This window comes from Pseudomonas sp. BIGb0176 (assembly GCF_024810175.1).
GTDB classification, from domain to species: Bacteria; Pseudomonadota; Gammaproteobacteria; order Pseudomonadales; family Pseudomonadaceae; genus Aquipseudomonas; species Aquipseudomonas protegens.
The window spans coordinates 401,902-424,440 of sequence record NZ_JANUEC010000002.1 but is presented as its reverse complement, the minus strand read 5'-3'; the positions used below and the strand labels follow the sequence as shown (position 1 = coordinate 424,440).

The window sequence follows — 22,539 nt, the reverse complement described above, 5'->3', positions numbered from 1 at the left end:
CTTATGGAAAAGTCGACGTTCAACCCAGCCAGTGTGTTCAATTCCCTGCAATACGGTTTCAGCCAGGCGGTGGAGGTGCGCGGTGGGCGGCGCCTGCTGCTTTCCGGCCAGGTGGGTGTGGATGAGCAGGAGCGCACCGTGGGCCCGGGCCTGCGGGAGCAGACCGAGCAGGCCTTCGATAATATCGCCCGGGTCCTGGCCGAGGCGGGTGGCCGGCTGGCGGATGTGGTGATGCTGCGGATCTACATCGCCGAAGCGGCCCGCAACCAGCAGGAGCACATCAGCGCAGTCTTGCTCGAACGCTTTGCCAGCCAGCCGCCGGCGTCTTCGTGGATCATCGTCAGCGGGCTGTCGCTGCCGGAGTGGCTGATCGAAGTCGAGGCGGAGGCGGTGCTGGAGGAGCGCCATCAGGCCGCCGAAGCGGCGCTGTTCACTCCGGCGCGAGCCCTCTGAGCGCCATGCCTGGGGCATAAAAAAAGCGACCCCGGAGGTCGCTTTTTTCATTCACCCGTTAGGGGTCACTTGGCGTTGGTGTAGATCTGGTCGAAGATCCCGCCGTCGTTGAAGTGGGTCTTCTGCACGCTGCGCCAGTCGCCGAAGGTCTTCTCCACCGAGAGGAAGTCGACTTTCGGGAAGCGATCGGTGTACTTGGCCAGCACTTTCGGGTCCCGTGGGCGCAGGTAGTTGTTGGCGGCGATTTCCTGGCCTTCCGGCGACCACAGGTACTTGAGGTACTCCTCGGCGGCGGCGCGGGTGCCTTTCTTCTCTACCACCTTGTCCACCACCGATACCGGCGGCTCGGCTTCGGCGGACACGCTCGGGTAGATCACCTCGAACTGGTCGCGACCGAATTCGCGGGCGATCATCTCCGCCTCGTTCTCGAAGGTCACCAGCACGTCGCCGATCTGGTTGGTCATGAAGGTGGTGGTGGCGGCGCGGCCACCGGTGTCGAGCACCGGCGCCTGCTTGAACAGCTTGCCGACGAAGTCCTTGGCCTTGTTCTCATCGCCGCCGTTCTTCAGTACGTAGCCCCAGGCCGAGAGGTAGGTGTAGCGGCCGTTACCCGAGGTCTTGGGGTTGGGCACTATCACCTGTACGCCGTCCTTGAGCAGGTCCGGCCAGTCCTTCAGGGCCTTGGGGTTGCCCTTGCGCACGATGAACACGGTGGCCGAGGTGAACGGCGCGCTGTTGTTCGGCAGGCGGGTCACCCAGTTGTCCGGCACCAGCTTGCCGTTGTCCGCCAGGGCGTTGATGTCGGTGGCCATGTTCATGGTGATGACATCCGCCGGCAGGCCGTCGATTACCGAGCGCGCCTGTTTGCTGGAGCCGCCGAAGGACATCTGCAGGGTGATGTTCTCGTTGTGCTCGGCTTTCCAGTGTTTCTGGAAGGCGGCGTTGTAGTCCTTGTAGAAGTCGCGCATCACGTCGTAGGAAACGTTGAGCAGGGTCGGTGCGGCCTGGGCGACGCTGCCCAGGGCCAGGCTGGCGGCCAGTAGCGAGGCGCTGAAGAGTTTTTTCACTGCACATTCCTTTTGTTCGAGAGTGAAGGCAATTTGCCGCCGACTATAGCCGGGGCGCTATATCTCTTTAAAGATTAAAAAGTACTTTGCTTATTCCAGTTTCCTGAATAGCGCATTGCCGCAGCGGGAACAGAAGGCCGCGGCGGGTTCGTGGGTGTTCTTGCGGCACACCGGGCAGTCGTGCTTGAGCTGCTCGCCGCGCATGGCGCTGGCCAGTTCCGCGGTGAAGATCCCGGTGGGCACGGCGATGATCGAGTAACCGGTGATCATCACCATGGACGAGATCACCTGGCCGATCACGGTCTTGGGCACGATGTCGCCGTAGCCCACGGTGGTCAGGGTGACGATGGCCCAGTAGATGCCCTTGGGAATGCTGGTGAAACCGTGCTCCGGGCCTTCGACCACGTACATCAGGGTGCCGAACACCGTGACCAGGGTGCAGACGCTGAGCAGGAACACCAGGATCTTCTGCTTGCTGCCGCGCAGGGCGTCCAGCAGGTAGTGGGCCTGCTTGAGGTAGGGCGCCAGCTTGAGCACGCGAAAGATCCGCAGCATGCGGATGATGCGGATGATCAGCAGGTATTGGGCGTCGCTGTAATACAGGGCGAGGATCCCCGGAACGATCGCCAGCAGGTCCACCAGGCCATAGAAGCTGAAGGCATAGCGCAGCGGCCGGGGGGAGCAGTACAGGCGCAGCCCGTACTCGATGGCGAAGATCAGGGTGAAACCCCATTCGATGTAGGCCAGGACGTTGGCGTAGTTGCGATGGACCTCGTCGATGCTGTCGAGGATCACGATCACCAGGCTGGCGAGGATGATCAGCAGCAGGGTGCTGTCAAAGCGCCTCCCCGCCACCGTATCGGTCTGGAAGATCATTACGTAGAGGCGCTGCCGCCAGTTGTCGCTGTTGCCCATGGAAATCGCCTGAATCGAAAGTCAGCGAAGCCTAGGGGGATTTGCCGGGGGAGCGCAAGGCGCGTCGCCCCGCACGTTGCGGCCCAGCACCCGGTCGACGGTGTGCACCAGCCAGCAGGCCAGGACAAAGGGTGCGGTCAGGGGCGCAAGACCCAGGGCGACCAGCCCCGGGCTGATCAGCAGTGCCAGCAGCATCCCCAGCAGCGGCCGCCAGGGGTGCCGGGCCTGCTGGCCCAGGGCCAGGGCGACCAGGGCGCAGTTGTAGCCGCCCAGGCCCTGCAGGGCCTGGGCATGCTCTTGCTGCAGCAGGGCAAAGAGCAGGCCGCAGGCGGAGCCGAACAGGGCCCAGGCTGCCGCGCGGCGGCTGGCCAGCAGCAGGCCGAGCAGAATCAGCAGGCCGGCCAGGGGCTGGCCGAGGAACATGATCTGCCCCAGGCCCTGGAACAGCCCACCCAGCAGGTTCGCCAGGGACAGCCCGGGCACGCCCTGGGTGGCCGCGGGCAGCGGCTCGATCAGGCTCAGCAGCAGCCAGCCGAGGCCGACGAAGGGTGCTGTGTAGGCCGGCAGGCTGGCGGGGTTGCGGGCACGTTTGAGCCATTGCTGGGTAATGATCGCGCTGAGGCCGCCGGCGGCGATGATCAGCGGCGGCAGCAATACCGACCAGGGCAGGTACAGGCCCAGCAGCAGGCCCAGCAATACGCCGTTGTAGCTGAACAGCCCGGCCTGGCGGTCGGCCTTGGCGTACCCCCGGCGTTGCGCGGTCAGCAGCCCGGCCAGAGCACCCAGCAGGGCAGCGCCGAGCAGTGCCGGGGCACTGACCAGGATCGCCAGCAGGCACAGCAGGCCGCACAGCGGATGGCGCTGGAGAAAGATCTGACTGAAGCCGTTAAGCAGGGCAGTGGCCCAGTCGGGGCAGAAGGCATTGAAAGACTGTGAAGGCATGATGCAAATCAGTGGGGCGGCCCCTGGGCGAGGGTTGCGCCGACCGCCCAGGCCTCCTCTGCGGGAGGCTCTGGCCGGTCAGCGGCGCCATGGGCTGCGGGTCAGAGAAGGGTTTCGACGCGCAACGAATTGGTAGTGCCCGGCTGGCCGAACGGCACACCGGTGGTGATCACCACGGTGTCGCCGCGCTTGGCCAGGCCCTGGGCCTGGGCGATTTCCAGGGCCGTGGCACACACCTCGTCGACCTGGCGCAGCCGGTCGTTGACCACCGAATGCACGCCCCAGGCCACTGTCAGGCGGCGAGCAGTGGCAAGGTTCGGCGTCAGGTTGAGGATCGGCACCGAAGGCCGCTCGCGGGCGGCGCGCAGGGTCGAACTGCCGGATTCGCTGTAGTTCACCAGCACCGCCACCGGCAGGATGCTGCACACCCGGCGGATCGCGCAGCTGATGGCGTCCGAGACCGTGGCCTCGGCCTGGGGCCGGCTGACGTCCAGCTGGGCCTGGTAGTCCGGGCCGGTTTCCACCTGGCGGATGATCTTGCTCATCATCTGCACGGCCTCCAGCGGGTATTCGCCGGAAGCGGTTTCCGCCGACAGCATCACGGCGTCCGCACCCTCGGCCACAGCGTTGGCGACGTCGGTGACCTCGGCCCGGGTCGGCGCAGGGGAGAAGCGCATGGATTCGAGCATTTGGGTGGCCACCACCACCGGCTTGCCCAGCTGGCGGCAGGTGCTGATGATGTTTTTCTGGATCTGCGGCACGCTTTCTGCGGGCACTTCCACCCCCAGGTCGCCCCTGGCCACCATGATCGCGTCGCTCAGCTCGGCGATTTCCCGCAGTTGGGTGACGGCCGAAGGCTTCTCGATCTTGGCCATCAGGTAGGCCTTGTCGCCGATCAGCGCACGGGCTTCACGGATGTCTTCCGGGCGCTGCACGAAGGACAGGGCCACCCAGTCCACCCCCAGTTCCAGGCCGAAGCTCAGGTCGCGACGGTCCTTGGCCGTCAGCGGGCTGAGGTCGAGCACCGCCTGGGGCACGTTGACCCCCTTGCGGTCCGACAGCTCACCGCCATTGAGCACGGTGGTCTCGATGGCATCGGCCTGCTTGGCGATCACCCGCAGGCGCAGCTTGCCGTCGTCCAGCAGCAGGTCCATGCCCGGCTCCAGGGCGGCGATGATCTCCGGGTGCGGCAGGCTGACCCGCTGGGCGTTGCCCGGGGTCGCGTCGAGGTCCAGGCGCAGGGCCTGGCCGCGCACCAGTTGCACCTTGCCCTCGGCGAAGGTGCCGACCCGCAGCTTCGGCCCTTGCAGGTCCATGAGGATGCCCAGGGGGTAGTTCAGTTCGCGCTCTACCTGGCGGATCCACTCGTAGCGCTGGGCGTGGTCGGCATGGGCGCCGTGGCTGAAGTTGAGCCGGAAGATGTTCACCCCGGCTTGTACCAGCTCACGGATGTCCTCGATGCCGTCGATGGCCGGGCCCAGGGTGGCGAGGATTTTGACCTTCTTGTCAGGCGTCATGTTTGGGGTTCTCGAGAATCAGGATGGCGCGGAAGTCGTTGACGTTGGTGCGGGTCGGCTCGGTGACGATCAGGTCCCCCAGCGCCGCGAAGTAGCCATAGCCGTTGTTGTTGTCCAGCTCGTCGCTGGCGCTCAGGCCCAGGGCCGCGGCGCGGGCGTAGCTGTCCGGGGTCATGATGGCCCCGGCATTGTCCTCGGAACCGTCGATGCCGTCAGTGTCGCCGGCCAGGGCATAGATGCCCGGGTAGCCCTTGAGGCTGTCGGTGAGGCTCAGGAGGAACTCCGCGTTGCGTCCGCCACGGCCATTGCCGCGCACGGTGACCGTGGTTTCACCGCCGGAGAGGATCACGCAGGGCGCCGCCAGGGGCTGGCCGTGCAGGGCGACCTGGCGGGCGATGCCGGCGTGGACCTTGGCCACCTCCCGGGATTCGCCCTCCAGGTCGCCGAGGATCAGTGGGCTGAAGCCGGCCTGGCGAGCCTTCACGGCCGCCGCCTCAAGGGACTGCTGGGGCCGGGCGATCAGCTGGAAGTGGCTGCGCGCCAGGCACGGGTCACCGGGCTTGACGGTTTCCGACTCGGGGCTCTGCAGCCAACTGCGGACCGCGGCCGGTACGTCGATGCCATAGCGCTTGAGAATCGCCAGGGCCTCGGCCGAGGTGCTGGGGTCGGCCACGGTGGGGCCGGAGGCGATGACCGTGGCCAGGTCGCCGGGTACATCGGAAATCGCATAGGTGTAGACCGTGGCCGGCCAGCAGGCCTTGGCCAGGCGTCCACCCTTGATCGCCGAGAGGTGCTTGCGCACGCAGTTCATCTCGCCGATGGTGGCGCCGGATTTGAGCAGGGCCTTGTTGATGGCCTGCTTGTCCGCCAGGGTGATGCCGGCGGCTGGCAGGGCCAGCAGCGCCGAACCGCCACCGGACAGCAGGAAGATCACCCGATCCTGTTCCGACAGGTTGCTGACCAGTTCCAGCACGCGCTTGGCCACGGCCAGGCCGGCGGCGTCGGGTACCGGGTGGGCGGCTTCGACCACTTCGATCTTGGTGCAGGGGGCGCCGTGGCCGTAGCGGGTGACCACCAGCCCGGAGACTTCGCCCTGCCAGCTGCGCTCGACCACCTGGGCCATGGCCGCGGCGGCCTTGCCGGCGCCGATGACGATGACGCGGCCGCTGCGGTCGCTGGGGAGATGGGCTTGCAGAACCTGTTGCGGGTGGGCGGCGTCGATGGCTGTGGCGAACAGCTCACGGAGGAATTTTTGCGGATCGACCGACATGGCGGGCTCCCGGATTTCTTGTTATGGGGGGCTTGAAACGGGTGTAGCCGCCACCTCAGGCGGCGGCAAGGTCAGCAGGGCCTGTCCCTGGCCCGCCGTGAGGCGTTTCCTGCGAACCTTGGCGCAGCCTGCGGCAGCGGCTACGGATGCTGCTTATTTCTTCTCGCGGATCGAGAAGTTGGCCATGTGTTCCAGGCCCTTGATCAGGGCGGAGTGGTCCCAGTTGGCGCCACCGATGGCGGTGCAGGTGCTGAACACTTGCTGGGTGTTGGCGGTGTTGGGCAGGTTGATGCCCAGCTCGCGGGCACCGCTCAGGGCCAGGTTCAGGTCCTTCTGGTGCAGGTTGATGCGGAAGCCCGGGTCGAAGGTGCCCTTGATCATCCGCTCGCCGTGCACTTCGAGGATCTTCGAGGAAGCGAAGCCACCCATCAGTGCTTCACGCACCTTGGCCGGGTCGGCGCCGTTCTTCGAGGCGAACAGCAGGGCTTCGGCCACGGCCTGGATGTTCAGGGCGACGATGATCTGGTTGGCCACCTTGGCAGTCTGGCCGTCACCGTTGCCACCCACCAGGGTGATGTTCTTGCCCATGCTCTGGAACAGCGGCAGGGCACGTGCGAAGGCCTGGCTGTCGCCACCGACCATGATGCTCAGGGTGGCGGCCTTGGCCCCGACTTCACCGCCGGACACCGGGGCGTCCAGGTACTGGGCGCCGGTTTCGTTGATCTTGGCGGCGAAGGCCTTGGTAGCGGTGGGCGAGATCGAGCTCATGTCGATGACGATCTTGCCCTTGCCGATCCCGGCGGCCACGCCGTCGGCGCGCAGCAGCACGTCTTCGACCTGGGGAGTATCGGGGACCATGATGATGACGAACTCGGCTTCCTGGGCGACGTCCCGGGGCGAGGCCAGGGCGATGGCGCCGGCGGCGATCAGGTCGGCCGGAGCCTTGCCGTAGTGTTCCGAGAGCAGCAGGCTGTGACCGGCCTTCTGCAGGTTGGCGGCCATTGGGTGGCCCATGATGCCGGTGCCGATAAATCCGATTTTAGCCATGATAAAAATCCTCTATTCAACGGGACCTTGTGGGCGCTGGCTGGCCAGCGAAGGCGGTCTTGCGGGCCTCTTCGCCGGCAAGCCGGCTCCTACGCAGGTACAGGTTCAGATTGCGTTGTGGGTTTTCAGCCAGCCAAGGCCGGCTTCAGTGGTGGTCAGCGGCTTGTACTCGCAACCGACCCAGCCCTGGTAGCCGATGCGGTCCAGGTGCTCGAAGAGGAAGCGGTAGTTGATCTCGCCGGTGCCCGGCTCGTTGCGCCCGGGGTTGTCCGCCAGCTGGATGTGGTTGATCTGGCCCAGGTGGTTGGCCATGGTCCGCGCCAGGTCTCCCTCCATGATCTGCATGTGGTAGATGTCGTACTGCAGGTACAGGTTGTCGCTGCCCACCTGCTCGCGAATCGACAGCGCCTGGGCGGTATTGTTGAGGTAGAAGCCGGGAATGTCGCGGGTGTTGATGGCTTCCATCACCAGCTTGATGCCCACTGCCTGGAGCTTGTCGGCGGCGTACTTGAGGTTGGCGACCAAGGTCTTTTCCACCAGGGCTTCATCGGCGCCCTGTGGGCGGATGCCTGCCAGGCAGTTGATCTGGGTATTGCCCAGGACCTGGGCGTAGGCAATGGCCAGGTCGACCCCGGCGCGGAACTCCTCGACCCGGTCGGGCAGGCAGGCGATACCGCGTTCACCCTTGGCCCAGTCGCCGGCCGGCAGGTTGAACAGCACCTGGCTCAGGCCGTGGGCGTCAAGTTGCGCCTTGATTTCGGCAGAGCTGAATTCGTAGGGGAACAGATATTCGACTCCGCTGAAGCCGGCATCGGCGGCCGCCTTGAAGCGGGCGAGGAAGTCCTGTTCGGTGAACAGCATGGACAGGTTGGCAGCAAAGCGCGGCATGGTGGTCTCCTGTGGTTCGGTCAAGCCTGGGGCTGGCGCCAGGGGGGCGGGCGGCCCGGGCGCAACCTCTGGCGGGAGGGGGCGCCCGGGGCCCGGCCGGTGCCAGCGGCCAGGGGTATCAGTCGAGCAGGGAAATCGCGGTAGGGGCGTCGTTGCCCACCAGCGCCAGGTCTTCGAACTCGTTGACTGCGTTGATTTCGGTGCCCATGGAAATGTTAGTCACGCGCTCCAGGATGATTTCCACCACCACCGGCACCTTGAAGGTCTGGAGCATTTCCTGGGCCTGGCGCAGGGCCGGCTGGATGTCCTTGGGTTCGAACACCCGCAGGGCCTTGCAACCCAGGCCTTCGGCAACGGCCACGTGGTCGACGCCATAGCCGTTGAGTTCCGGCGCGTTGAGGTTGTCGAAGGACAGCTGCACGCAGTAGTCCATGTCGAAACCGCGCTGGGCCTGGCGGATCAGCCCCAGGTAGGAGTTGTTCACCACCACGTGGATGTACGGCAGGTTGAACTGCGCGCCTACCGCCAGTTCTTCGATCATGAACTGGAAGTCGTAGTCGCCGGACAGCGCCACCACCTGGCGGTTCGGGTCGGCCTTGACCACGCCCAGGGCAGCGGGGATGGTCCAGCCCAACGGGCCGGCCTGGCCGCAGTTGATCCAGTGGCGTGGCTTGTAGACGTGGAGGAACTGCGCGCCGGCAATCTGCGACAGGCCGATGGTGCTGACGTAGCAGGTGTCCTTGCCGAATACCTGGTTCATTTCTTCGTACACGCGTTGCGGCTTGACCGGCACGTTGTCGAAGTGGGTCTTGCGGTGCAGGCTGGCCTTGCGCTGCTGGCAATCATGCAGCCAGGCGCTGCGATCCTTGAGCTTGCCGGCGGTTTGCCATTCGCGGGCCACCTCCAGCAATACGGTCAGGGCGCTGCCAGCATCGGAAACGATGCCCAGGTCCGGGGTGAAGACACGGCCGATCTGGGTCGGTTCGATGTCCACGTGGATGAACTTGCGGCCTTCGGTGTAGACGTCCACCGAACCGGTGTGGCGGTTGGCCCAGCGGTTGCCGATGCCCAGCACGGTGTCGGACTTGAGCAGGGTGGCATTGCCGTAGCGATGGGAGGTCTGCAGGCCGACCATGCCCACCATCTGTGGGTGATCGTCAGGGATGGTGCCCCAGCCCATCAGGGTCGGGATCACCGGAATGCCGGTCAGTTCGGCGAACTCCACCAGCAGCTCGCTGGCGTCGGCGTTGATCACGCCGCCACCGGCCACCAGCAATGGACGTTCGGCCTGGTCCAGCAGGGCCAGAACCTTTTCCGCCTGCAGGCGGGTCGCCGCCGGCTTGGCCAGGGGCAGGGGCTGGTAGGCGTCGATGTCGAATTCGATTTCCGCCATCTGCACGTCGAACGGCAGGTCGATCAGTACCGGGCCGGGACGGCCGGAGCGCATTTCATAAAAGGCTTTCTGGAAGGCGTAGGGCACCTGGCCCGGTTCCAGCACGGTGGTGGCCCACTTGGTCACCGGCTTGACGATGCTGGTGATGTCCACGGCCTGGAAGTCTTCCTTGTGCAGGCGGGCGCGGGGGGCCTGACCGGTGATGCAGAGAATCGGGATGGAGTCGGCCGAGGCGCTGTACAGGCCGGTGACCATGTCGGTGCCGGCGGGGCCCGAAGTACCGATGCACACGCCGATGTTGCCGGCCTTGGTGCGGGTGTAGCCCTCGGCCATGTGCGAGGCGCCTTCGACGTGGCGAGCGAGCACGTGATCGATGCCACCGACCTTCTGCAGCGCGGAATACAGCGGGTTGATGGCGGCACCCGGGATGCCAAAAGCGGTATCGACCCCTTCGCGGCGCATCACCAGAACGGCGGCTTCGATTGCTCTCATTTTGCTCATGGTTTTGTGCCTCTTGCGTTTTGTAATTGTATACAAGTGGTTTTGCGCAAAGTGTATTCACGGCGGATGGCGCAGGTCAATCCATTTTCTTGAGCGGCAGCGGCTTTCATCAAAGCCCCGATAAACCGGCGTCCTTTTGTCGCAGGGGCTGCCTTTCGCGAATTATTGTATACAAAAAATAAATTCATTGTGTTCTATTTGTTGTATCGGACTTCTCCTACAAGAAGCTTCCCCAGGCTTTCTCAATAACAAGATAAGGACGGCACCCATGAGCGCTTTAACCTTGAAAGTCGCAGTCAACCTGGCCAACCAGGCCATCAACGCGGGGCGCAAGATCAATGCGGCGCCGCTGACCATCGCGGTGCTGGATGCCGGCGGGCACCTGGTGACCCTGCAACGGGAGGACGGCGCCAGCCTGCTGCGCCCGCAGATCGCCATCGGCAAGGCGTGGGGGGCGGTGGCCCTGGGCAAGGGCTCGCGCCTGCTGGCCCTGGACGCGCAGCAGCGCCCGGCCTTCATCGGCGCATTGAACGGTCTGGGGCAGGGCAGCGTGGTGCCTGCGCCGGGCGGGGTGTTGATTCGGGATCAGGCGGGGGCAGTGATGGGGGCGATCGGCATCAGTGGCGATACCTCGGACATCGATGAGCAGTGCGCCATCAGCGCGATCGAAGCCCAGGGCCTGGCGGCGGACGCTGGCGTCAGCGCATAGCCCTCGACCTCGCGGGCCCGGCCTGTAGCCACTGCCGAGCCCGCGAGGCTGCGAAAAGCCGCGCAGGATCTTGATTGAAACTATTGCGCCCTTGCGGGCCGGGAAACAAACCAGAAAGTACCGAAACGCTATCAGCGATCCAGTTCACAGCCCTTGAGCACCAGACGGATGATGGTCTGCGCCGCAGCTTCGTAGTCGCCTTCGTCGAGCTTGGTCTTGCCGGTGACCACCGAGATCTGCCAGTCGAAGTCGGCGTAGGTCTGGGTCGCGGCCCAGATGCTGAACATCAGGTGGTTGGGGTCGAGCGGGGCGATCAGGCCGCGATCGATCCAGGTCTGGATGCACTCGATGTTGTGCTTGGCCTGGGCGTTGAGCTGTTCCACCTGCTCCGGGCTCAGGTGCGGCGCGCCATGCATGATCTCGCTGGCAAAGACCTTGGAAGCGAAGGGCAGGTCGCGGGAGATGCGGATCTTCGAGCGGATGTAGCCGCTGAGCACTTCGCTGGGCACGCCATCGGCATTGAACGGGGTGGAGGCCTGGAGGATGGGTTCGATGATGCTTTCCAGCACCTCGCGATAGAGGTTTTCCTTGGACTTGAAGTAGTAGTAGACGTTGGGTTTGGGCAACCCGGCCTTGGCGGCGATGTCGCTGGTCTTGGTCGCCGCAAAGCCCTTGTCGGCAAACTCTTCACTGGCGGCCCGCAGGATCAGTTCTTTATTGCGCTCGCGGATGGTGCTCATAAACCAGGGGATTCCTTGCCTGTTCGGGCGGTTGCGCATGGTAGCACCGGCGTCGCGCGAGGCTCAAGAATGCCCGGCGGCTGCGGTTTTCCTGCTTCTGGCATCTCGCTTGTGCTGCCAGCGGCACGGTATGCTGCGCGCCTTATTTCCATGCAGGGAAGCCAGGTTCATGGCCGGAAGCAGTTTGCTGGTGTTGATCGATGACATCGCCGCGGTACTCGATGACGTGGCCTTGATGACCAAGATGGCGGCGAAGAAGACCGCCGGTGTGCTGGGCGACGACCTCGCGCTCAATGCCCAGCAGGTCTCCGGGGTCCGCGCCGAGCGGGAAATCCCGGTGGTCTGGGCGGTGGCCAAGGGGTCGTTTCGCAACAAGCTGATCCTGGTGCCGGCGGCGCTGGCCATCAGCGCCCTGGCGCCGTGGCTGGTTACCCCGCTGCTGATGCTGGGTGGCGCCTACCTGTGTTTCGAGGGCTTCGAGAAGCTGGCGCACAAATACCTGCACCACGCCGAAGTGGCGACCGAACATACCCAGACCCTGCAAGCCCTGGCCGACCCCCAGGTGGATCTGGTGGCTTTCGAGAAGGACAAGATCAAGGGGGCGGTGCGCACCGATTTCATCCTTTCCGCGGAAATCATCGCCATCACCCTGGGCACCGTGGCCGGGGCCTCCCTGACCCAGCAGGTGGTGGTGCTCTCGGGTATCGCCATTGTCATGACCGTCGGCGTCTACGGCCTGGTGGCCGGCATCGTCAAGCTCGATGACCTGGGGCTGTGGCTGGTGCACAAGCCCGCTGCCCTGGCCAAACGCATCGGTGGGGCGATCCTGCGGGCAGCGCCGCTGATGATGAAGAGCCTGTCGGTGATCGGTACGGCGGCGATGTTCATGGTCGGCGGCGGCATCCTGACCCACGGTGTGCCCGCCGTGCACCACCTGATAGAAGGGCTGGCCGAGCGCAGCGCCGGGGTCATAGGCCCGGTATCGGCGTTGATGCCGACCCTGCTCAATGCCGTGGCCGGGATCATTGCCGGTGCCGTGGTGCTGCTGGCGGTCACCCTGGCGGGCAAGGCCTGGCGCGCACTGCGCGGCTGACGGGCGCTCAGCCCGCTGCCGGCACCGGGGTCGGCAGCGCGGCCGCTTGTTGCTGGCGGCACCAGCGGCGCCAGGTGAACTGCAGTTGCAGGATCGCCGCCCGGGCCATCTCCCGGGCTTGCAGGGGCAGGTCGCGCTCGCCATCCAGGGCCTTGATCAGGGCCGCCGAGACCGCATCCAGCTGTTCGCTGCGGTTGGCGCTGGGGCCGCCGTGCCTGAGCAGCGTCGCCAGGTGCGCGAGATAATGCTCGCGTTCCGTGGCCAGGGTGCCCCGGGCCGGGTCCAGGCAACTGCGCAATTGCAGCAGCTCATCTCCCAGGTCCAGCCCCAGCAGGCCGTTGTCCCAGTGACTGCGGCGGTTCTCGGGCTGCATCTGCCAATACCGCGACACCCGGATCAGCCGATCGGCCATGCGCCCGCCGAACCAGCTTTCGGCCTGCTCCGGCGGGCGTGAGGTGAGCTGCGCCAGATCGAACAGCGAAGCCTTGAACATCCGCCGGTAGTGCTGCTCGCCCGGGTTGAGGCTGACCAGGCGCAGCACCACCACGGCGATGCCGACACCGATCAGGGTGGCCATGGCCTTGTTCAGGAACGCCCCGAGGTCGTAGCTCATCAGGTTGCTGGGGCCGACGTTGTTGACGAAAAAGATGCAGAACGCCGAGGCGACGGGCGCGAGCTTCGGTCGGCTCATGCACAGCGAAGCGCAGAACAGCGGCACTGCCAGCCCCAGGCACAGCAGGGGAAAACCGTCCCAGCCCGGCAGCAGGCCAAGGCCGACGAAGGCCGCCACGGGAATGGACAGGGCAATGCCCTTGAAGAAATTCAGGCAGGACGCGGCAGGGTTCTCACGCCCGGCGAACAGGCTCAGCACCACGCCACAGATGGAGACGGCCCCCAGCCCCGAGGGCCAGGCGGACAGCAGCCAGAAGCCGGCGACGGCGAGAAAGGCCAGGGCGCTGCGCAAGCCTCCCAGCACCCCTTGCTGGATATCCCGGTGCCAGGACAGGGCGCCGGGAGCGCCGGGCGGGACCCGGCCCTGTTCCACGGCGCTGACACTCAGGGCGCTCTGTTCCACCCGCTCCAGTACCTGGGCCAGTTGCACCAGGCACAGATGGCCTTCGGCGGACAGCGAAGGGTCCTGCAGTGCCTGTTGCAGGCGCTGGAGCAAGGGCGGCAGGGCGGCGTCATGTTCGGCCTGCAGGGCCTGGATGGTCTCGCCGAGCAAGGGTTGGAGTTGCTGCGCGGTGGCGGCGTCGAGCATCTGCCGTTGCCGCGCCACGCCGCGGGCGGACCGGAGCAAGCCCAGCAGGTCGCGGCTCAGCACCCGCAGCGCCTGGGAGCGACGGCGCCCCTGCGGGCCTTCGAACCAGGCGTGATCGCGTTGGGCATCCACGGTGACGATACGCCCCAGGGCTTCCAGCAGCCCCTTGCGCTGGTCTTCCCCCAGCAGCTCCGAGGCTGCGGCCTGGCGCCCGGCCAGCCAGGCGGCGCGGCCCTGGACCGCCAGCGCCTGTTCCACCCGGCGCGGCCAGAGCAGTTGGCTGGCCACGGCGGCGCAGATGATCCCCAGGCCGATTTCCGAACAGCGCGCCACTGCCTGGTCGAACACCTGCAAGGGCGCTGCGGTGGCGGGCAGGGCGATGATGGCAGTGGTGTAGCCCGCCAGTACGAAACCGTAGGCAGCGTGGTTGCGCAGCAGCGAGGCGCCGGTGGTGCAGAAGGCCAGCCACAGGGCCATGGCCAGCAGGAACAGCAGGGGCGCCTGGCCCAGGGTAGCGATCAGCAATATCGACACCACGGCCCCCACCAGGGTGCCCAGCAGGCGGTAGGCGCCCTTGGCCAGGACCATGCCGCTGCTGGACTGGCTGACGATGAACACCGTGGTCAGGGCCCATTGCGGTTGTTCGAAATCCAGGCGGAACGCCAGGTACAGGGCCAGGCCCCCGGCAATCAGGTTGCGCGCGGCGAACAGCAGGTCGGCAGGGGCAGGGGCGAAGAGGGCTTGCCAGATATCGGCGCGGAAAAAGGTCGGCAGTTTCATCTTTCAGACACATAGATAGCTAGCTAATGATTAGCATCGTATCGATTTTTCCAGGGTGTGCCAATCGGCTTTTCAACGAGCGGGGGAGGAAGGGGCTTTGACGGGCGCGGACGCCCCGCCGGATGGCGGGGCGAGGCAGGGTTACTCGGCGATCTGCAGCTTGCGCGACTCGGTGTAGACGTAGCGCACTTTCTCGTATTCGAACGGCGAGTTCAGCTGGCCATAGCGGAAGCTGGTCTGGTAGCGCTTGTCGACCCCGCGCAGGACCCAGATTTCCGGGTGGTTGCTGCTGGCTTCCGAAACATTGAGGAAGTTGATCGCCGATTCGGCGGTGTAGTCCACCGCCAGCCCGGCGGTATCACGCAGGTTCGACGGGCCGAGGATCGGCAGCACCAGGTAGGCGCCGCCGGGTACGCCGTAGAAGCCCAGGGTCTGGCCGAAGTCTTCGCTCTGGCGCGGCAGGCCCATCTTGGTGGCCGGGTCCCACAGGCCGGCCACGCCGATGGTGGTGTTGAGCAGCAGGCGCGCGGTGGTTTCCATGGAGCGCTGGCCCTTGAACTGCAGCAGGCTGTTGAACAGGTTGGGCACATCGCCCAGGTTGTTGAAGAAGTTGCTGACCCCGGTGCGCAGGAAGCTCGGCGTCACGTAGCGGTACCCGTCCACCACCGGCAGGAACACCCATTGGTCGAAGCGGTAGTTGAAGTGGTAGACCCGGCGGTTCCACGACTCCAGCGGGTCGTAGATATTCAGGGCGTTCAAGGTCGAGCGCTCGAACTCGCGCTGGTCCAGCCCCGGGTTGAACTTGAGCTTCTTCAACGGCTCGGTGAAGCCATCGGGGTCGGGGGTGACGGGAATGTTGGCCTTGCTGTTGTCGGCTTGGGCATAGCCTGCACAGAGCAACGCAGCGATAAGCAGGAGATGTTTAGCCACGGAAGAACTCCAGCATGGCGTCGCTGTTGACGCGGTAGTTGAGGTTGCCGCAGTGGCCGCCATGGGGGTAGACGGTCAGGCGGTCACCAAAGGTTTTACGCAGGAAACCCAGGTCGCCGGGGCCGAGGATCACGTCGTCGGCGTTGTGCATCACGGCGATCTTCGGGCTGGCCTTGAGGTAGTCCTGCAGGGCGTAGAGGCTGACCTGGTCGATCAGTTGCAGCAGGCTGCCGCCATCGGTGCGGGCGCGCCACATGGGGATCACCTGCTCGGTCAGGTAGCAGTCGAAGTCGCATTGCAGGGCACGCTTGAGAAACGGCGTGAGGCTGGTGCCTTCGCGGATCGGGTATTTGGGCGGGGTGATCAGGCCACGGCGGTTGATCAGGTCCGAGGTGAAGGCAATGTCCGCCGCCGAGAAACGGAAGGAGGTGCCGATCAGCATCGCCATCTGCTCGTTGGTCAGGTGCTGCTTGGATTGCTGGAAGTCGTAGAGCAGGGCGTCGTTGAGGTCGATATAGCCCTTCTGCTGGAAGTAGCGGGTCAGCTTGCCCAGCACCAGTTCGTAGAAGGTAGTGCTGTTGTTGATGCCCTTGACCTCGGTCTGCACCAGCTTGTCGAGGTTGGTGATCGAGGTATAGAGATTGACCGGCGGGTTGAGCAGCAGGACCTTCTTGAAATTGAAGCTGCGCCGGGTTTCATCCAGCTTGCTGACGAAGGCCGCATCCAGCGCGCCAAGACTGTAGCCGGTGAGGTAGAACTCGGTGATCGGCAGCTTGGGATTCTGCGCCCGTACGGCCTGCATCACCCGGTACATGTCCTCGGCGTCTTCTTGGGTCACGCCCGGGGTGGCAAAGCGCGAAGCGGCGCTGATGAAGTCGAAGCTGGTGGGCGAGGACAGCTGCACCACGTGGTAGCCGGCTTTGTAGTAGAGCTTCTTCAGGTACTCGTTGAGGCTGCTGTCATAGCGCGCCCCGGTGCCGGCGATCAGGAAGATCAGCGGTGCGGCGTGGTCCTGGGTGGCAATGCGGTAGGTGAGTTTCTTCACCGCCCAGAAGTTGTCCGGGAGGATGAATTCCCGTTCCGGACGCAGCGTCAGGCTGTGGTCAGACTGGCGGATGTCATCGCTTGCGGGCAGTTCCGGGCGCAACTCCGGAGGCGTGGTGGCGATGGTGGCTTCGAAGGGGTTGGTCAACGGGTAGCCATAGGTGGCCGGGTCGACGTCGACCGCCAGCGCGGACGCACTCAGGATAAGGCCGCCAAACAGGGCAGCGAAGCGCAAGGAACGAAGCATGACTGTATCCCTAGAAGAAGGTACCGAATGAGGTTCGCAGGCTATGACCACCGCGCTGCTGCCGAAGTGCCATGGTTGGGCACAAATAACGCCTGCGACAGGCTTATTGGGAAGTGATAGTAGCCGGACGATACACTTTGCCGCCATTTGCATGACAGATATCTGCGCCTGGCGCTTGCCAAGCGTTCGCGGGGGATTATGCTGGGCGCCGTTTTGACTGTTCGGAGTGTTTCATGTCCCGCCGCCTTCCCCTGATTCTGCTGCTCGTGGTCCTGCCGCTGTGGCTGGCCGCCAGTTATGGCCTGCGCTACGGCTTCATGGAGGATGCTCGCTGGGTGGGTGCCTGTGTCGAGGCTGCCAGCCGCTGGGAGTGCGGGCTGCGCTCCAGCCTGGGTTGGATGATTCACTTTAAGGTGCTGGGCTGGAGCGCGGTGGCCGTGGCGCTCCTGGGTTTTGTCATGCCCGGGCGTGCCGGTTGGGGGCTGGGCGTACTGGCGTTGCTGATCGGCATCCCGGCCCTGGCCCTGTACAACACCACCCTGGCGGTATTTGCCGTGGTGATTGCCGGCTTGCGCCTGGTGCGCGCCAGCAAGCCATAGCCGCAGCAGCGGCCATGGCCTATGGCCTCAGGCCCTGCGGGCCCGCAGGTTGCGCCAAAGCGCCGCTACCATCAGCAGGCTGACCAGGGCCCAGCCCCAGGCCTGCTGGTTGGCCAGACCTTCCTGATACAACTGCGGGGCAATGCCGGCACCGACGATAAAGGTCAGCAGGGCAATCTCCCGGCGCGGCACTCGCACCGGGCGGCACAGGTAGACCAGTGCCGGCAGTAGCAGGGCCGCGCTGGGGAAGCTGCGGTAGCGCGGGTCGAACACCAGCTCCAGCATCATCACCGCCGCGGCGAAGCCTGCGGCCGTCAGCAGCCAGCCGGCCCGTTTCTCCAGTGCATCGAAGGCTTTCAGGCGCCAGCCCTGGCGAGGGCTCAGGGCCAGGGCGGCGTGGGCCAGCACCAGCAGGTTGAGCCCCAGCAGCAACGCGGCCCAGCACCATTCACCGGCGAAACGGCTGGTTACGCGCGCCAGTTCTCCCCAGGTTCCGATGCTGCAAGCGGCCACTGCGCCCAACAGGGGCAGCAGCAGGGCGGCGCGGTTGTCGCGGGGCCGGCCGCCGAGCACCAGGGTGCCGAGCAGTATCAGGCCGCCGACGCCCAGCCACAGCGGCCAGTACGGCAGGTTGGACACCGGGCCGGCGAGGATGCCCTTGTCCTGGCGATCAGCATCGAACAGCCCCCAGTAGCCACCGACGGCACCTTCGCTGGCGCGCTTCCAGGGCTGGTCGAAGGCTTCGATCAGGTTGTAGTGCCAGCCATTGTGTTCCGCCAGGGCGACGAAGCCGCGGATGAACTTGGCCTCGTTGACCCGGCTGGGCAGCGCGGTTTCTCGCTGCCGGCCTTCACTGGGCCAGCCGGTCTCGCCAATCAGTACGTCCTTGGGGGCGAAGCGGTTGCCGAACACCTGGCGCACCTCGGCCACGTGGTTCAAGGCGGCGTCGATGTTCGACGGATCGTCTTCCCAGTACGGCAGCAGGTGGATGGTGAGGAAATCCACCGCCGGGGCGATTTCCGGGTGCTTGAGCCAGAACTCCCAGACATCGGCGTAGGTCACCGGCTGCTTGACCCCGGCCTTGACCTTGAGGATCAGCCGCGCCAATTGCGCGCCGGTGACCTCCTTGCGCAGCAGTGCTTCGTTACCGACGATCACCGCGCTGACCACGTCCGGGTTGGCGTTGGCCGAGGCGATCAGTAGGTCGACCTCCTTCTCGGTGTCCACCGGGTTGCTGTTGACCCAGGCGCCGATCATCAGCTTCAGGCCGTGCTTGCGCGCCAGGTCCGGCAGGGCTTCCAGGCCGGTCATGGAATAGGTACGGATGCATTCGAAACGGGTCGCCAGCAGGGCCAGGTCGGCGTCCATGCGCTGCGGGCGCAGCTTGAACGGCTGGTCGAAGGGCGACTGGTCCTTGTCGAACGGAGTGTAGGAAGCGCACTGCAGCTTGTGGCTGGCGCTGGCGACATCCGGCAGGTGCACCGGCCGGCCAAGGCCGTACCAATAACCGCAGAGGGCCAGCAGCCCGAGCAGGCAGGCGAACAGATAGGGCAGGGCGGGGAAACGAGGGGTGGCGGGCATGATCGGGCCGTCGTGGAACAAAGCCGGGCATCTTACCCGCATTTGTCCGCAGCTTGGTGGGCTGCATGATTTTGACATGCAAAGTTCGGGCGGACCCACTGCCCGGGTGAGGCCGGCCGTTGGTTACTGGCTATCTGATGTCGCTGCTGGCTGTCTTGAGGTCGTAGACAGAGCAGGTCGCGGAACAGGGCGGGTTGATGATCCAGGCATCAGTACTCCGCTGATGATCGAACGCGTTCGCGGTGAGGCGTGATGGGGGCGCTGAGCACCATAACCATACGTTGACGTGCCTGGCAGCCGCCCGGCACTGCACTTTTCGGGGAAGTAACGATGAAGATGCGACGACTCTTAGGCGCAGGTGCCGCACTGGTACTTGCCATCAGCTCCACTCTGGCCAGTGCCGACAGCAAGACCCTGAGCATCGGCTATGTCGACGGCTGGTCCGACAGCGTGGCGACGACCCATGTGGCGGCGGAAGTGATCAAGCAGAAGCTCGGTTATGACGTCAAGCTGCAAGCGGTGGCGACCGGGATCATGTGGCAGGGCGTAGCCACCGGCAAGCTCGACGCCATGCTTTCGGCCTGGCTGCCGGTGACCCATGGCGAGTACTGGGCCAAGAACAAGGACAAGGTGGTGGACTACGGCCCCAACTTCAAGGACGCCAAGATCGGCCTGATCGTGCCGGAGTACGTCAAGGCCAAGTCCATCGAGGACCTCAAGACCGATACCACGTTCAAGAACAAGATCGTCGGCATCGACGCCGGCTCGGGGGTGATGCTCAAGACCGACCAGGCGATCAAGGACTACGGCCTGGACTACAAGCTGCAGGCCAGTTCCGGGGCGGCAATGATCGCCGAGCTGACCCGCGCCGAAGAAAAACAGGATTCCATCGCCGTGACCGGCTGGGTGCCGCACTGGATGTTCGCCAAGTGGAAACTGCGCTTCCTCGAAGACCCGAAGGGCGTGTACGGCGCTGCTGAAACCGTCAACAGCATCGGCAGCAAGGGCCTGGAGAAGAAGGCGCCGGAAGTGGCGGCCTTCCTGAAGAAATTCCAGTGGGCCTCGAAAGATGAAATCGGTGAGGTCATGCTGGCCATTCAAGAGGGTGCAAAACCCGATGTGGCGGCCAAGGATTGGGTGAGCAAGCACCCGGAAAGGGTTGCCGAGTGGACTGCTAAATAAGCACAACGCGTCTAGATCAGGGGTCTTGAGGCCGCGCACTGGAAACAGTGGGCGGCCTTGTCATTTATTGAAGAAAAAACCGGCGCCAACGCTAATGTCGTTCTAATACTAAGGTCGTCTGGAACCTGCTCCATAGCCGCATAGAGTGGATTAGGTTCCACCTAAAATCTGTGCTGCGAGGATAAAAACAATGAACGACAGCATTTACCTCTCGATTCAAAACAGCCCGCGTTTCAAGGAGCTGGTCAGCAAACGAGAGCGGTTCGCCTGGATTCTCTCGGCGATCATGCTTGGGCTTTACTCGGCTTTCATCCTGTTGATCGCCTATGGTCCCCAGATCCTGGGAGCCAAACTCAGTCCTACCTCATCCATCACCTGGGGCATTCCCATCGGTGTCGGCTTGATTCTCTCGGCCTTCATCCTGACGGCCATCTATGTGCGACGCGCCAACGGCGAATTCGACGAGTTGAACAATGCGATCCTGAAGGAGGCTCAGCAATGATCCGACGTCTATTCGCAGCACTCGGTCTTGCCGCCTTCGCTCCCGCCCTCTGGGCTGCAGACGCCTTGACGGGCGAAGTCCACAAGCAACCACTCAACGTATCGGCGATCGTGATGTTCGTGGTCTTCGTCGGTGCCACCCTGTGCATCACCTACTGGGCCTCCAAGCGCAACAAGTCGGCTGCCGACTATTACGCGGCGGGCGGCAAGATCACCGGCTTCCAGAACGGCCTGGCGATCGCTGGCGACTACATGTCCGCGGCGTCCTTCCTGGGGATTTCCGCCCTGGTGTTCACTTCTGGCTATGACGGCCTGATCTACTCCATCGGCTTCCTGGTGGGCTGGCCGATCATTCTGTTCCTGATCGCCGAGCGCCTGCGCAACCTGGGCAAGTACACCTTTGCCGACGTGGCGTCCTACCGCCTCGGACAGACCCAGATCCGCACCCTGTCGGCCTGTGGCTCGCTGGTGGTGGTGGCGTTCTACCTGATCGCGCAGATGGTGGGTGCCGGCAAGCTGATCCAGCTGCTGTTCGGCCTCGACTACCATGTGGCGGTGATCCTGGTGGGCATCCTGATGTGCCTGTACGTGCTGTTCGGCGGCATGCTGGCCACGACCTGGGTGCAGATCATCAAGGCGGTGCTGTTGCTCTCCGGCGCGTCCTTCATGGCACTGATGGTGATGAAGCACGTCAACTTCGACTTCAACACCCTGTTCTCCGAAGCGATCAAGGTTCACCCCAAGGGTGAAGCGATCATGAGCCCCGGCGGCCTGGTGAAAGACCCGATCTCGGCGTTCTCCTTAGGTCTCGCGCTGATGTTCGGTACCGCTGGCCTGCCCCACATCCTGATGCGCTTCTTCACCGTCAGCGATGCCAAGGAAGCTCGCAAGAGCGTGCTCTATGCCACTGGCTTCATCGGCTACTTCTACATCCTGACCTTCATCATCGGCTTCGGCGCGATCCTGCTGGTAAGCACCAACCCGGACTTCAAGGATGCCGCAGGCGCCTTGCTGGGCGGCAACAACATGGCGGCGGTGCACCTGGCCAACGCAGTGGGCGGCAGCGTGTTCCTCGGCTTCATTTCGGCCGTGGCCTTCGCCACCATCCTGGCGGTCGTTGCAGGCCTGACCCTGGCTGGCGCCTCGGCGGTGTCCCATGACCTGTATGCCAGCGTGATCAAGAAGGGCAAGGCCAACGAGAAGGACGAGATCCGCGTTTCCAAGATCACCACCGTGGCATTGGGCGTACTGGCCATCGGCCTGGGCATTCTCTTTGAAAGCCAGAACATCGCGTTCATGGTCGGCCTGGCGTTCTCCATTGCCGCCAGCTGCAACTTCCCGGTACTGCTGCTTTCCATGTACTGGAAGAAGCTCACCACCCGTGGCGCCATGATTGGCGGCTGGATGGGCCTGGTGAGTGCCGTGGCGCTGATGATCCTCGGCCCGACCATCTGGGTGCAGATCCTGCATCACGAGAAGGCGATCTTCCCGTACGAGTACCCGGCGCTGTTCTCGATGATCATCGCCTTCATCGGTATCTGGTTCTTCTCCATCACCGACAAGTCGACCGCGGCGGTCAACGAGCGGGCGCTGTTCTTCCCGCAGTTCGTGCGTTCGCAGACCGGCCTGGGTGCCAGTGGGGCGGTGTCGCACTAAGCGAGATGAATGTATCGGCTTCTATATAGAAGCTGCGTAATGGCGAAATGCCCCGATCGAGAGACCGGGGCATTTTTCTGTCCGCTCGCCCTGCCCGGAGCCCCCCGACTGCAGGTGCAGGAGCATAGGAGCTGGCTTGCCAGCGCAAGCGTATGTGAGGAGCAGGGCTCTTCTCCGGCAGGCCGGATCCTGCGGGTTGGGGGGGGCGAGGGGAGGGCAGAAA

At 64.6% G+C, this 22,539-nt stretch carries 20 protein-coding genes; 7 read left to right on the top strand and 13 right to left on the bottom strand.

All coding sequences use genetic code 11. The features are described from left to right. Positions 1-3: 3 nt before the first annotated feature. Entirely contained in the window at positions 4-453 is a 450-nt protein-coding gene (locus M2395_RS12775; protein WP_015634653.1) for a RidA family protein, read from the top strand. A 65-nt stretch (positions 454-518) separates the two neighbouring features. Here M2395_RS12775 and M2395_RS12770 read toward each other — a convergent pair whose 3' ends face one another. The 8 genes from M2395_RS12770 to gcl form a co-directional block, all read right to left on the bottom strand. Continuing rightward, positions 519-1,520 (bottom strand): sulfate ABC transporter substrate-binding protein, encoded by a 1,002-nt coding sequence (locus M2395_RS12770; protein ID WP_015634654.1) that lies wholly within the window; start codon positions 1,518-1,520, stop codon positions 519-521. Between the two features lie 90 nt (positions 1,521-1,610). Beyond that, a complete protein-coding gene (locus M2395_RS12765) occupies positions 1,611-2,435 on the bottom strand; it encodes an ion transporter (protein WP_015634655.1) in 825 nt (274 codons plus the stop codon). Positions 2,436-2,456: 21 nt separating this feature from the next. Continuing rightward, positions 2,457-3,377 (bottom strand): urea transporter, encoded by a 921-nt coding sequence (locus M2395_RS12760; protein WP_015634656.1) that lies wholly within the window; start codon positions 3,375-3,377, stop codon positions 2,457-2,459. Positions 3,378-3,478: 101 nt separating this feature from the next. Continuing rightward, positions 3,479-4,894: a pyruvate kinase gene (pyk, locus tag M2395_RS12755; RefSeq protein WP_011060031.1), complete on the bottom strand. Its 1,416-nt coding sequence runs from the start codon at positions 4,892-4,894 to the stop codon at positions 3,479-3,481. Continuing rightward, entirely contained in the window at positions 4,884-6,164 is a 1,281-nt protein-coding gene (locus tag M2395_RS12750) for a glycerate kinase (protein WP_011060032.1), read from the bottom strand. Before M2395_RS12750 ends, pyk begins: the two co-directional genes overlap by 11 nt. 153 nt (positions 6,165-6,317) lie before the next feature. Further along, positions 6,318-7,211, bottom strand: coding sequence for a 2-hydroxy-3-oxopropionate reductase (locus M2395_RS12745; RefSeq protein WP_053149787.1), 894 nt, complete (start codon positions 7,209-7,211; stop codon positions 6,318-6,320). Positions 7,212-7,316: 105 nt separating this feature from the next. Continuing rightward, positions 7,317-8,099 carry a hydroxypyruvate isomerase gene (gene hyi / locus M2395_RS12740; RefSeq protein WP_011060034.1) on the bottom strand — a complete coding sequence of 261 codons (783 nt, stop codon included), beginning with the start codon at positions 8,097-8,099 and terminating at the stop codon, positions 7,317-7,319. A gap of 118 nt (positions 8,100-8,217) precedes the next feature. Beyond that, complete coding sequence (gene gcl / locus M2395_RS12735) at positions 8,218-9,993, bottom strand: glyoxylate carboligase (RefSeq protein ID WP_015634658.1); 1,776 nt, start codon at positions 9,991-9,993, stop codon at positions 8,218-8,220. A 268-nt stretch (positions 9,994-10,261) separates the two neighbouring features. Between gcl and M2395_RS12730 the strand changes: the two genes are divergently transcribed. Further along, entirely contained in the window at positions 10,262-10,702 is a 441-nt protein-coding gene (locus M2395_RS12730; RefSeq protein WP_015634659.1) for a heme-binding protein, read from the top strand. 131 nt (positions 10,703-10,833) lie between these two features. Here the strand turns inward: M2395_RS12730 and M2395_RS12725 are convergent, their stop codons facing one another. After that, positions 10,834-11,442, bottom strand: a complete 609-nt coding sequence (locus tag M2395_RS12725) for a TetR/AcrR family transcriptional regulator (RefSeq protein ID WP_123430246.1) — start codon at positions 11,440-11,442, stop codon at positions 10,834-10,836. A 169-nt stretch (positions 11,443-11,611) separates the two neighbouring features. On the opposite strand from M2395_RS12725, the gene M2395_RS12720 reads away from it, so the two are divergent. Then, positions 11,612-12,535: a DUF808 domain-containing protein gene (locus tag M2395_RS12720; protein WP_123430247.1), complete on the top strand. Its 924-nt coding sequence runs from the start codon at positions 11,612-11,614 to the stop codon at positions 12,533-12,535. A 7-nt stretch (positions 12,536-12,542) separates the two neighbouring features. Here M2395_RS12720 and M2395_RS12715 read toward each other — a convergent pair whose 3' ends face one another. From M2395_RS12715 to M2395_RS12705, 3 genes are all read right to left on the bottom strand, one after another. Continuing rightward, positions 12,543-14,576 carry an FUSC family protein gene (locus M2395_RS12715; protein WP_123430248.1) on the bottom strand — a complete coding sequence of 678 codons (2,034 nt, stop codon included), beginning with the start codon at positions 14,574-14,576 and terminating at the stop codon, positions 12,543-12,545. Between the two features lie 141 nt (positions 14,577-14,717). Further along, positions 14,718-15,506, bottom strand: coding sequence for a VacJ family lipoprotein (locus tag M2395_RS12710; protein ID WP_011060040.1), 789 nt, complete (start codon positions 15,504-15,506; stop codon positions 14,718-14,720). Then, positions 15,499-16,797, bottom strand: coding sequence for a hypothetical protein (locus tag M2395_RS12705; RefSeq protein ID WP_015634662.1), 1,299 nt, complete (start codon positions 16,795-16,797; stop codon positions 15,499-15,501). Before M2395_RS12705 ends, M2395_RS12710 begins: the two co-directional genes overlap by 8 nt. Positions 16,798-17,030: 233 nt before the next feature. On the opposite strand from M2395_RS12705, the gene M2395_RS12700 reads away from it, so the two are divergent. Further along, positions 17,031-17,396: a hypothetical protein gene (locus M2395_RS12700; RefSeq protein ID WP_011060042.1), complete on the top strand. Its 366-nt coding sequence runs from the start codon at positions 17,031-17,033 to the stop codon at positions 17,394-17,396. A gap of 27 nt (positions 17,397-17,423) precedes the next feature. Here M2395_RS12700 and M2395_RS12695 read toward each other — a convergent pair whose 3' ends face one another. Further along, positions 17,424-19,019 carry a beta (1-6) glucans synthase gene (locus M2395_RS12695; RefSeq protein WP_174824052.1) on the bottom strand — a complete coding sequence of 532 codons (1,596 nt, stop codon included), beginning with the start codon at positions 19,017-19,019 and terminating at the stop codon, positions 17,424-17,426. Between the two features lie 288 nt (positions 19,020-19,307). Here M2395_RS12695 and M2395_RS12690 point away from each other — a divergent pair, with 288 nt between their 5' ends. The 3 genes from M2395_RS12690 to M2395_RS12680 all read left to right on the top strand — a co-directional run bounded on the left by M2395_RS12690 (position 19,308) and on the right by M2395_RS12680 (position 22,316). Continuing rightward, entirely contained in the window at positions 19,308-20,159 is an 852-nt protein-coding gene (locus M2395_RS12690) for a glycine betaine ABC transporter substrate-binding protein (protein ID WP_011060044.1), read from the top strand. A gap of 190 nt (positions 20,160-20,349) precedes the next feature. Continuing rightward, the gene (locus M2395_RS12685) at positions 20,350-20,661 is read left to right on the top strand and encodes a DUF485 domain-containing protein (protein ID WP_011060045.1); all 312 of its coding nucleotides are present in this window, start codon (positions 20,350-20,352) and stop codon (positions 20,659-20,661) included. Next, complete coding sequence (locus tag M2395_RS12680; protein WP_011060046.1) at positions 20,658-22,316, top strand: cation acetate symporter; 1,659 nt, start codon at positions 20,658-20,660, stop codon at positions 22,314-22,316. Before M2395_RS12685 ends, M2395_RS12680 begins: the two co-directional genes overlap by 4 nt. Positions 22,317-22,539: the final 223 nt, after the last annotated feature.

Coding starts and splice junctions, on each gene's coding strand:
- M2395_RS12775 (WP_015634653.1), top strand. CDS start 4: ATGGAAAAGTCGACGTTCAACCCAGCCAGTGTGTTCAATTCCCTGCAA.
- M2395_RS12715 (WP_123430248.1), bottom strand. CDS start 14,576: ATGAAACTGCCGACCTTTTTCCGCGCCGATATCTGGCAAGCCCTCTTC.
- M2395_RS12685 (WP_011060045.1), top strand. CDS start 20,350: ATGAACGACAGCATTTACCTCTCGATTCAAAACAGCCCGCGTTTCAAG.
- M2395_RS12760 (WP_015634656.1), bottom strand. CDS start 3,377: ATGCCTTCACAGTCTTTCAATGCCTTCTGCCCCGACTGGGCCACTGCC.
- M2395_RS12745 (WP_053149787.1), bottom strand. CDS start 7,211: ATGGCTAAAATCGGATTTATCGGCACCGGCATCATGGGCCACCCAATG.
- pyk (WP_011060031.1), bottom strand. CDS start 4,894: ATGACGCCTGACAAGAAGGTCAAAATCCTCGCCACCCTGGGCCCGGCC.
- M2395_RS12725 (WP_123430246.1), bottom strand. CDS start 11,442: ATGAGCACCATCCGCGAGCGCAATAAAGAACTGATCCTGCGGGCCGCC.
- gcl (WP_015634658.1), bottom strand. CDS start 9,993: ATGAGCAAAATGAGAGCAATCGAAGCCGCCGTTCTGGTGATGCGCCGC.
- M2395_RS12730 (WP_015634659.1), top strand. CDS start 10,262: ATGAGCGCTTTAACCTTGAAAGTCGCAGTCAACCTGGCCAACCAGGCC.
- M2395_RS12700 (WP_011060042.1), top strand. CDS start 17,031: ATGTCCCGCCGCCTTCCCCTGATTCTGCTGCTCGTGGTCCTGCCGCTG.
- hyi (WP_011060034.1), bottom strand. CDS start 8,099: ATGCCGCGCTTTGCTGCCAACCTGTCCATGCTGTTCACCGAACAGGAC.
- M2395_RS12765 (WP_015634655.1), bottom strand. CDS start 2,435: ATGGGCAACAGCGACAACTGGCGGCAGCGCCTCTACGTAATGATCTTC.
- M2395_RS12695 (WP_174824052.1), bottom strand. CDS start 19,019: ATGCGGGTAAGATGCCCGGCTTTGTTCCACGACGGCCCGATCATGCCC.
- M2395_RS12680 (WP_011060046.1), top strand. CDS start 20,658: ATGATCCGACGTCTATTCGCAGCACTCGGTCTTGCCGCCTTCGCTCCC.
- M2395_RS12705 (WP_015634662.1), bottom strand. CDS start 16,797: ATGCTTCGTTCCTTGCGCTTCGCTGCCCTGTTTGGCGGCCTTATCCTG.
- M2395_RS12690 (WP_011060044.1), top strand. CDS start 19,308: ATGAAGATGCGACGACTCTTAGGCGCAGGTGCCGCACTGGTACTTGCC.
- M2395_RS12720 (WP_123430247.1), top strand. CDS start 11,612: ATGGCCGGAAGCAGTTTGCTGGTGTTGATCGATGACATCGCCGCGGTA.
- M2395_RS12750 (WP_011060032.1), bottom strand. CDS start 6,164: ATGTCGGTCGATCCGCAAAAATTCCTCCGTGAGCTGTTCGCCACAGCC.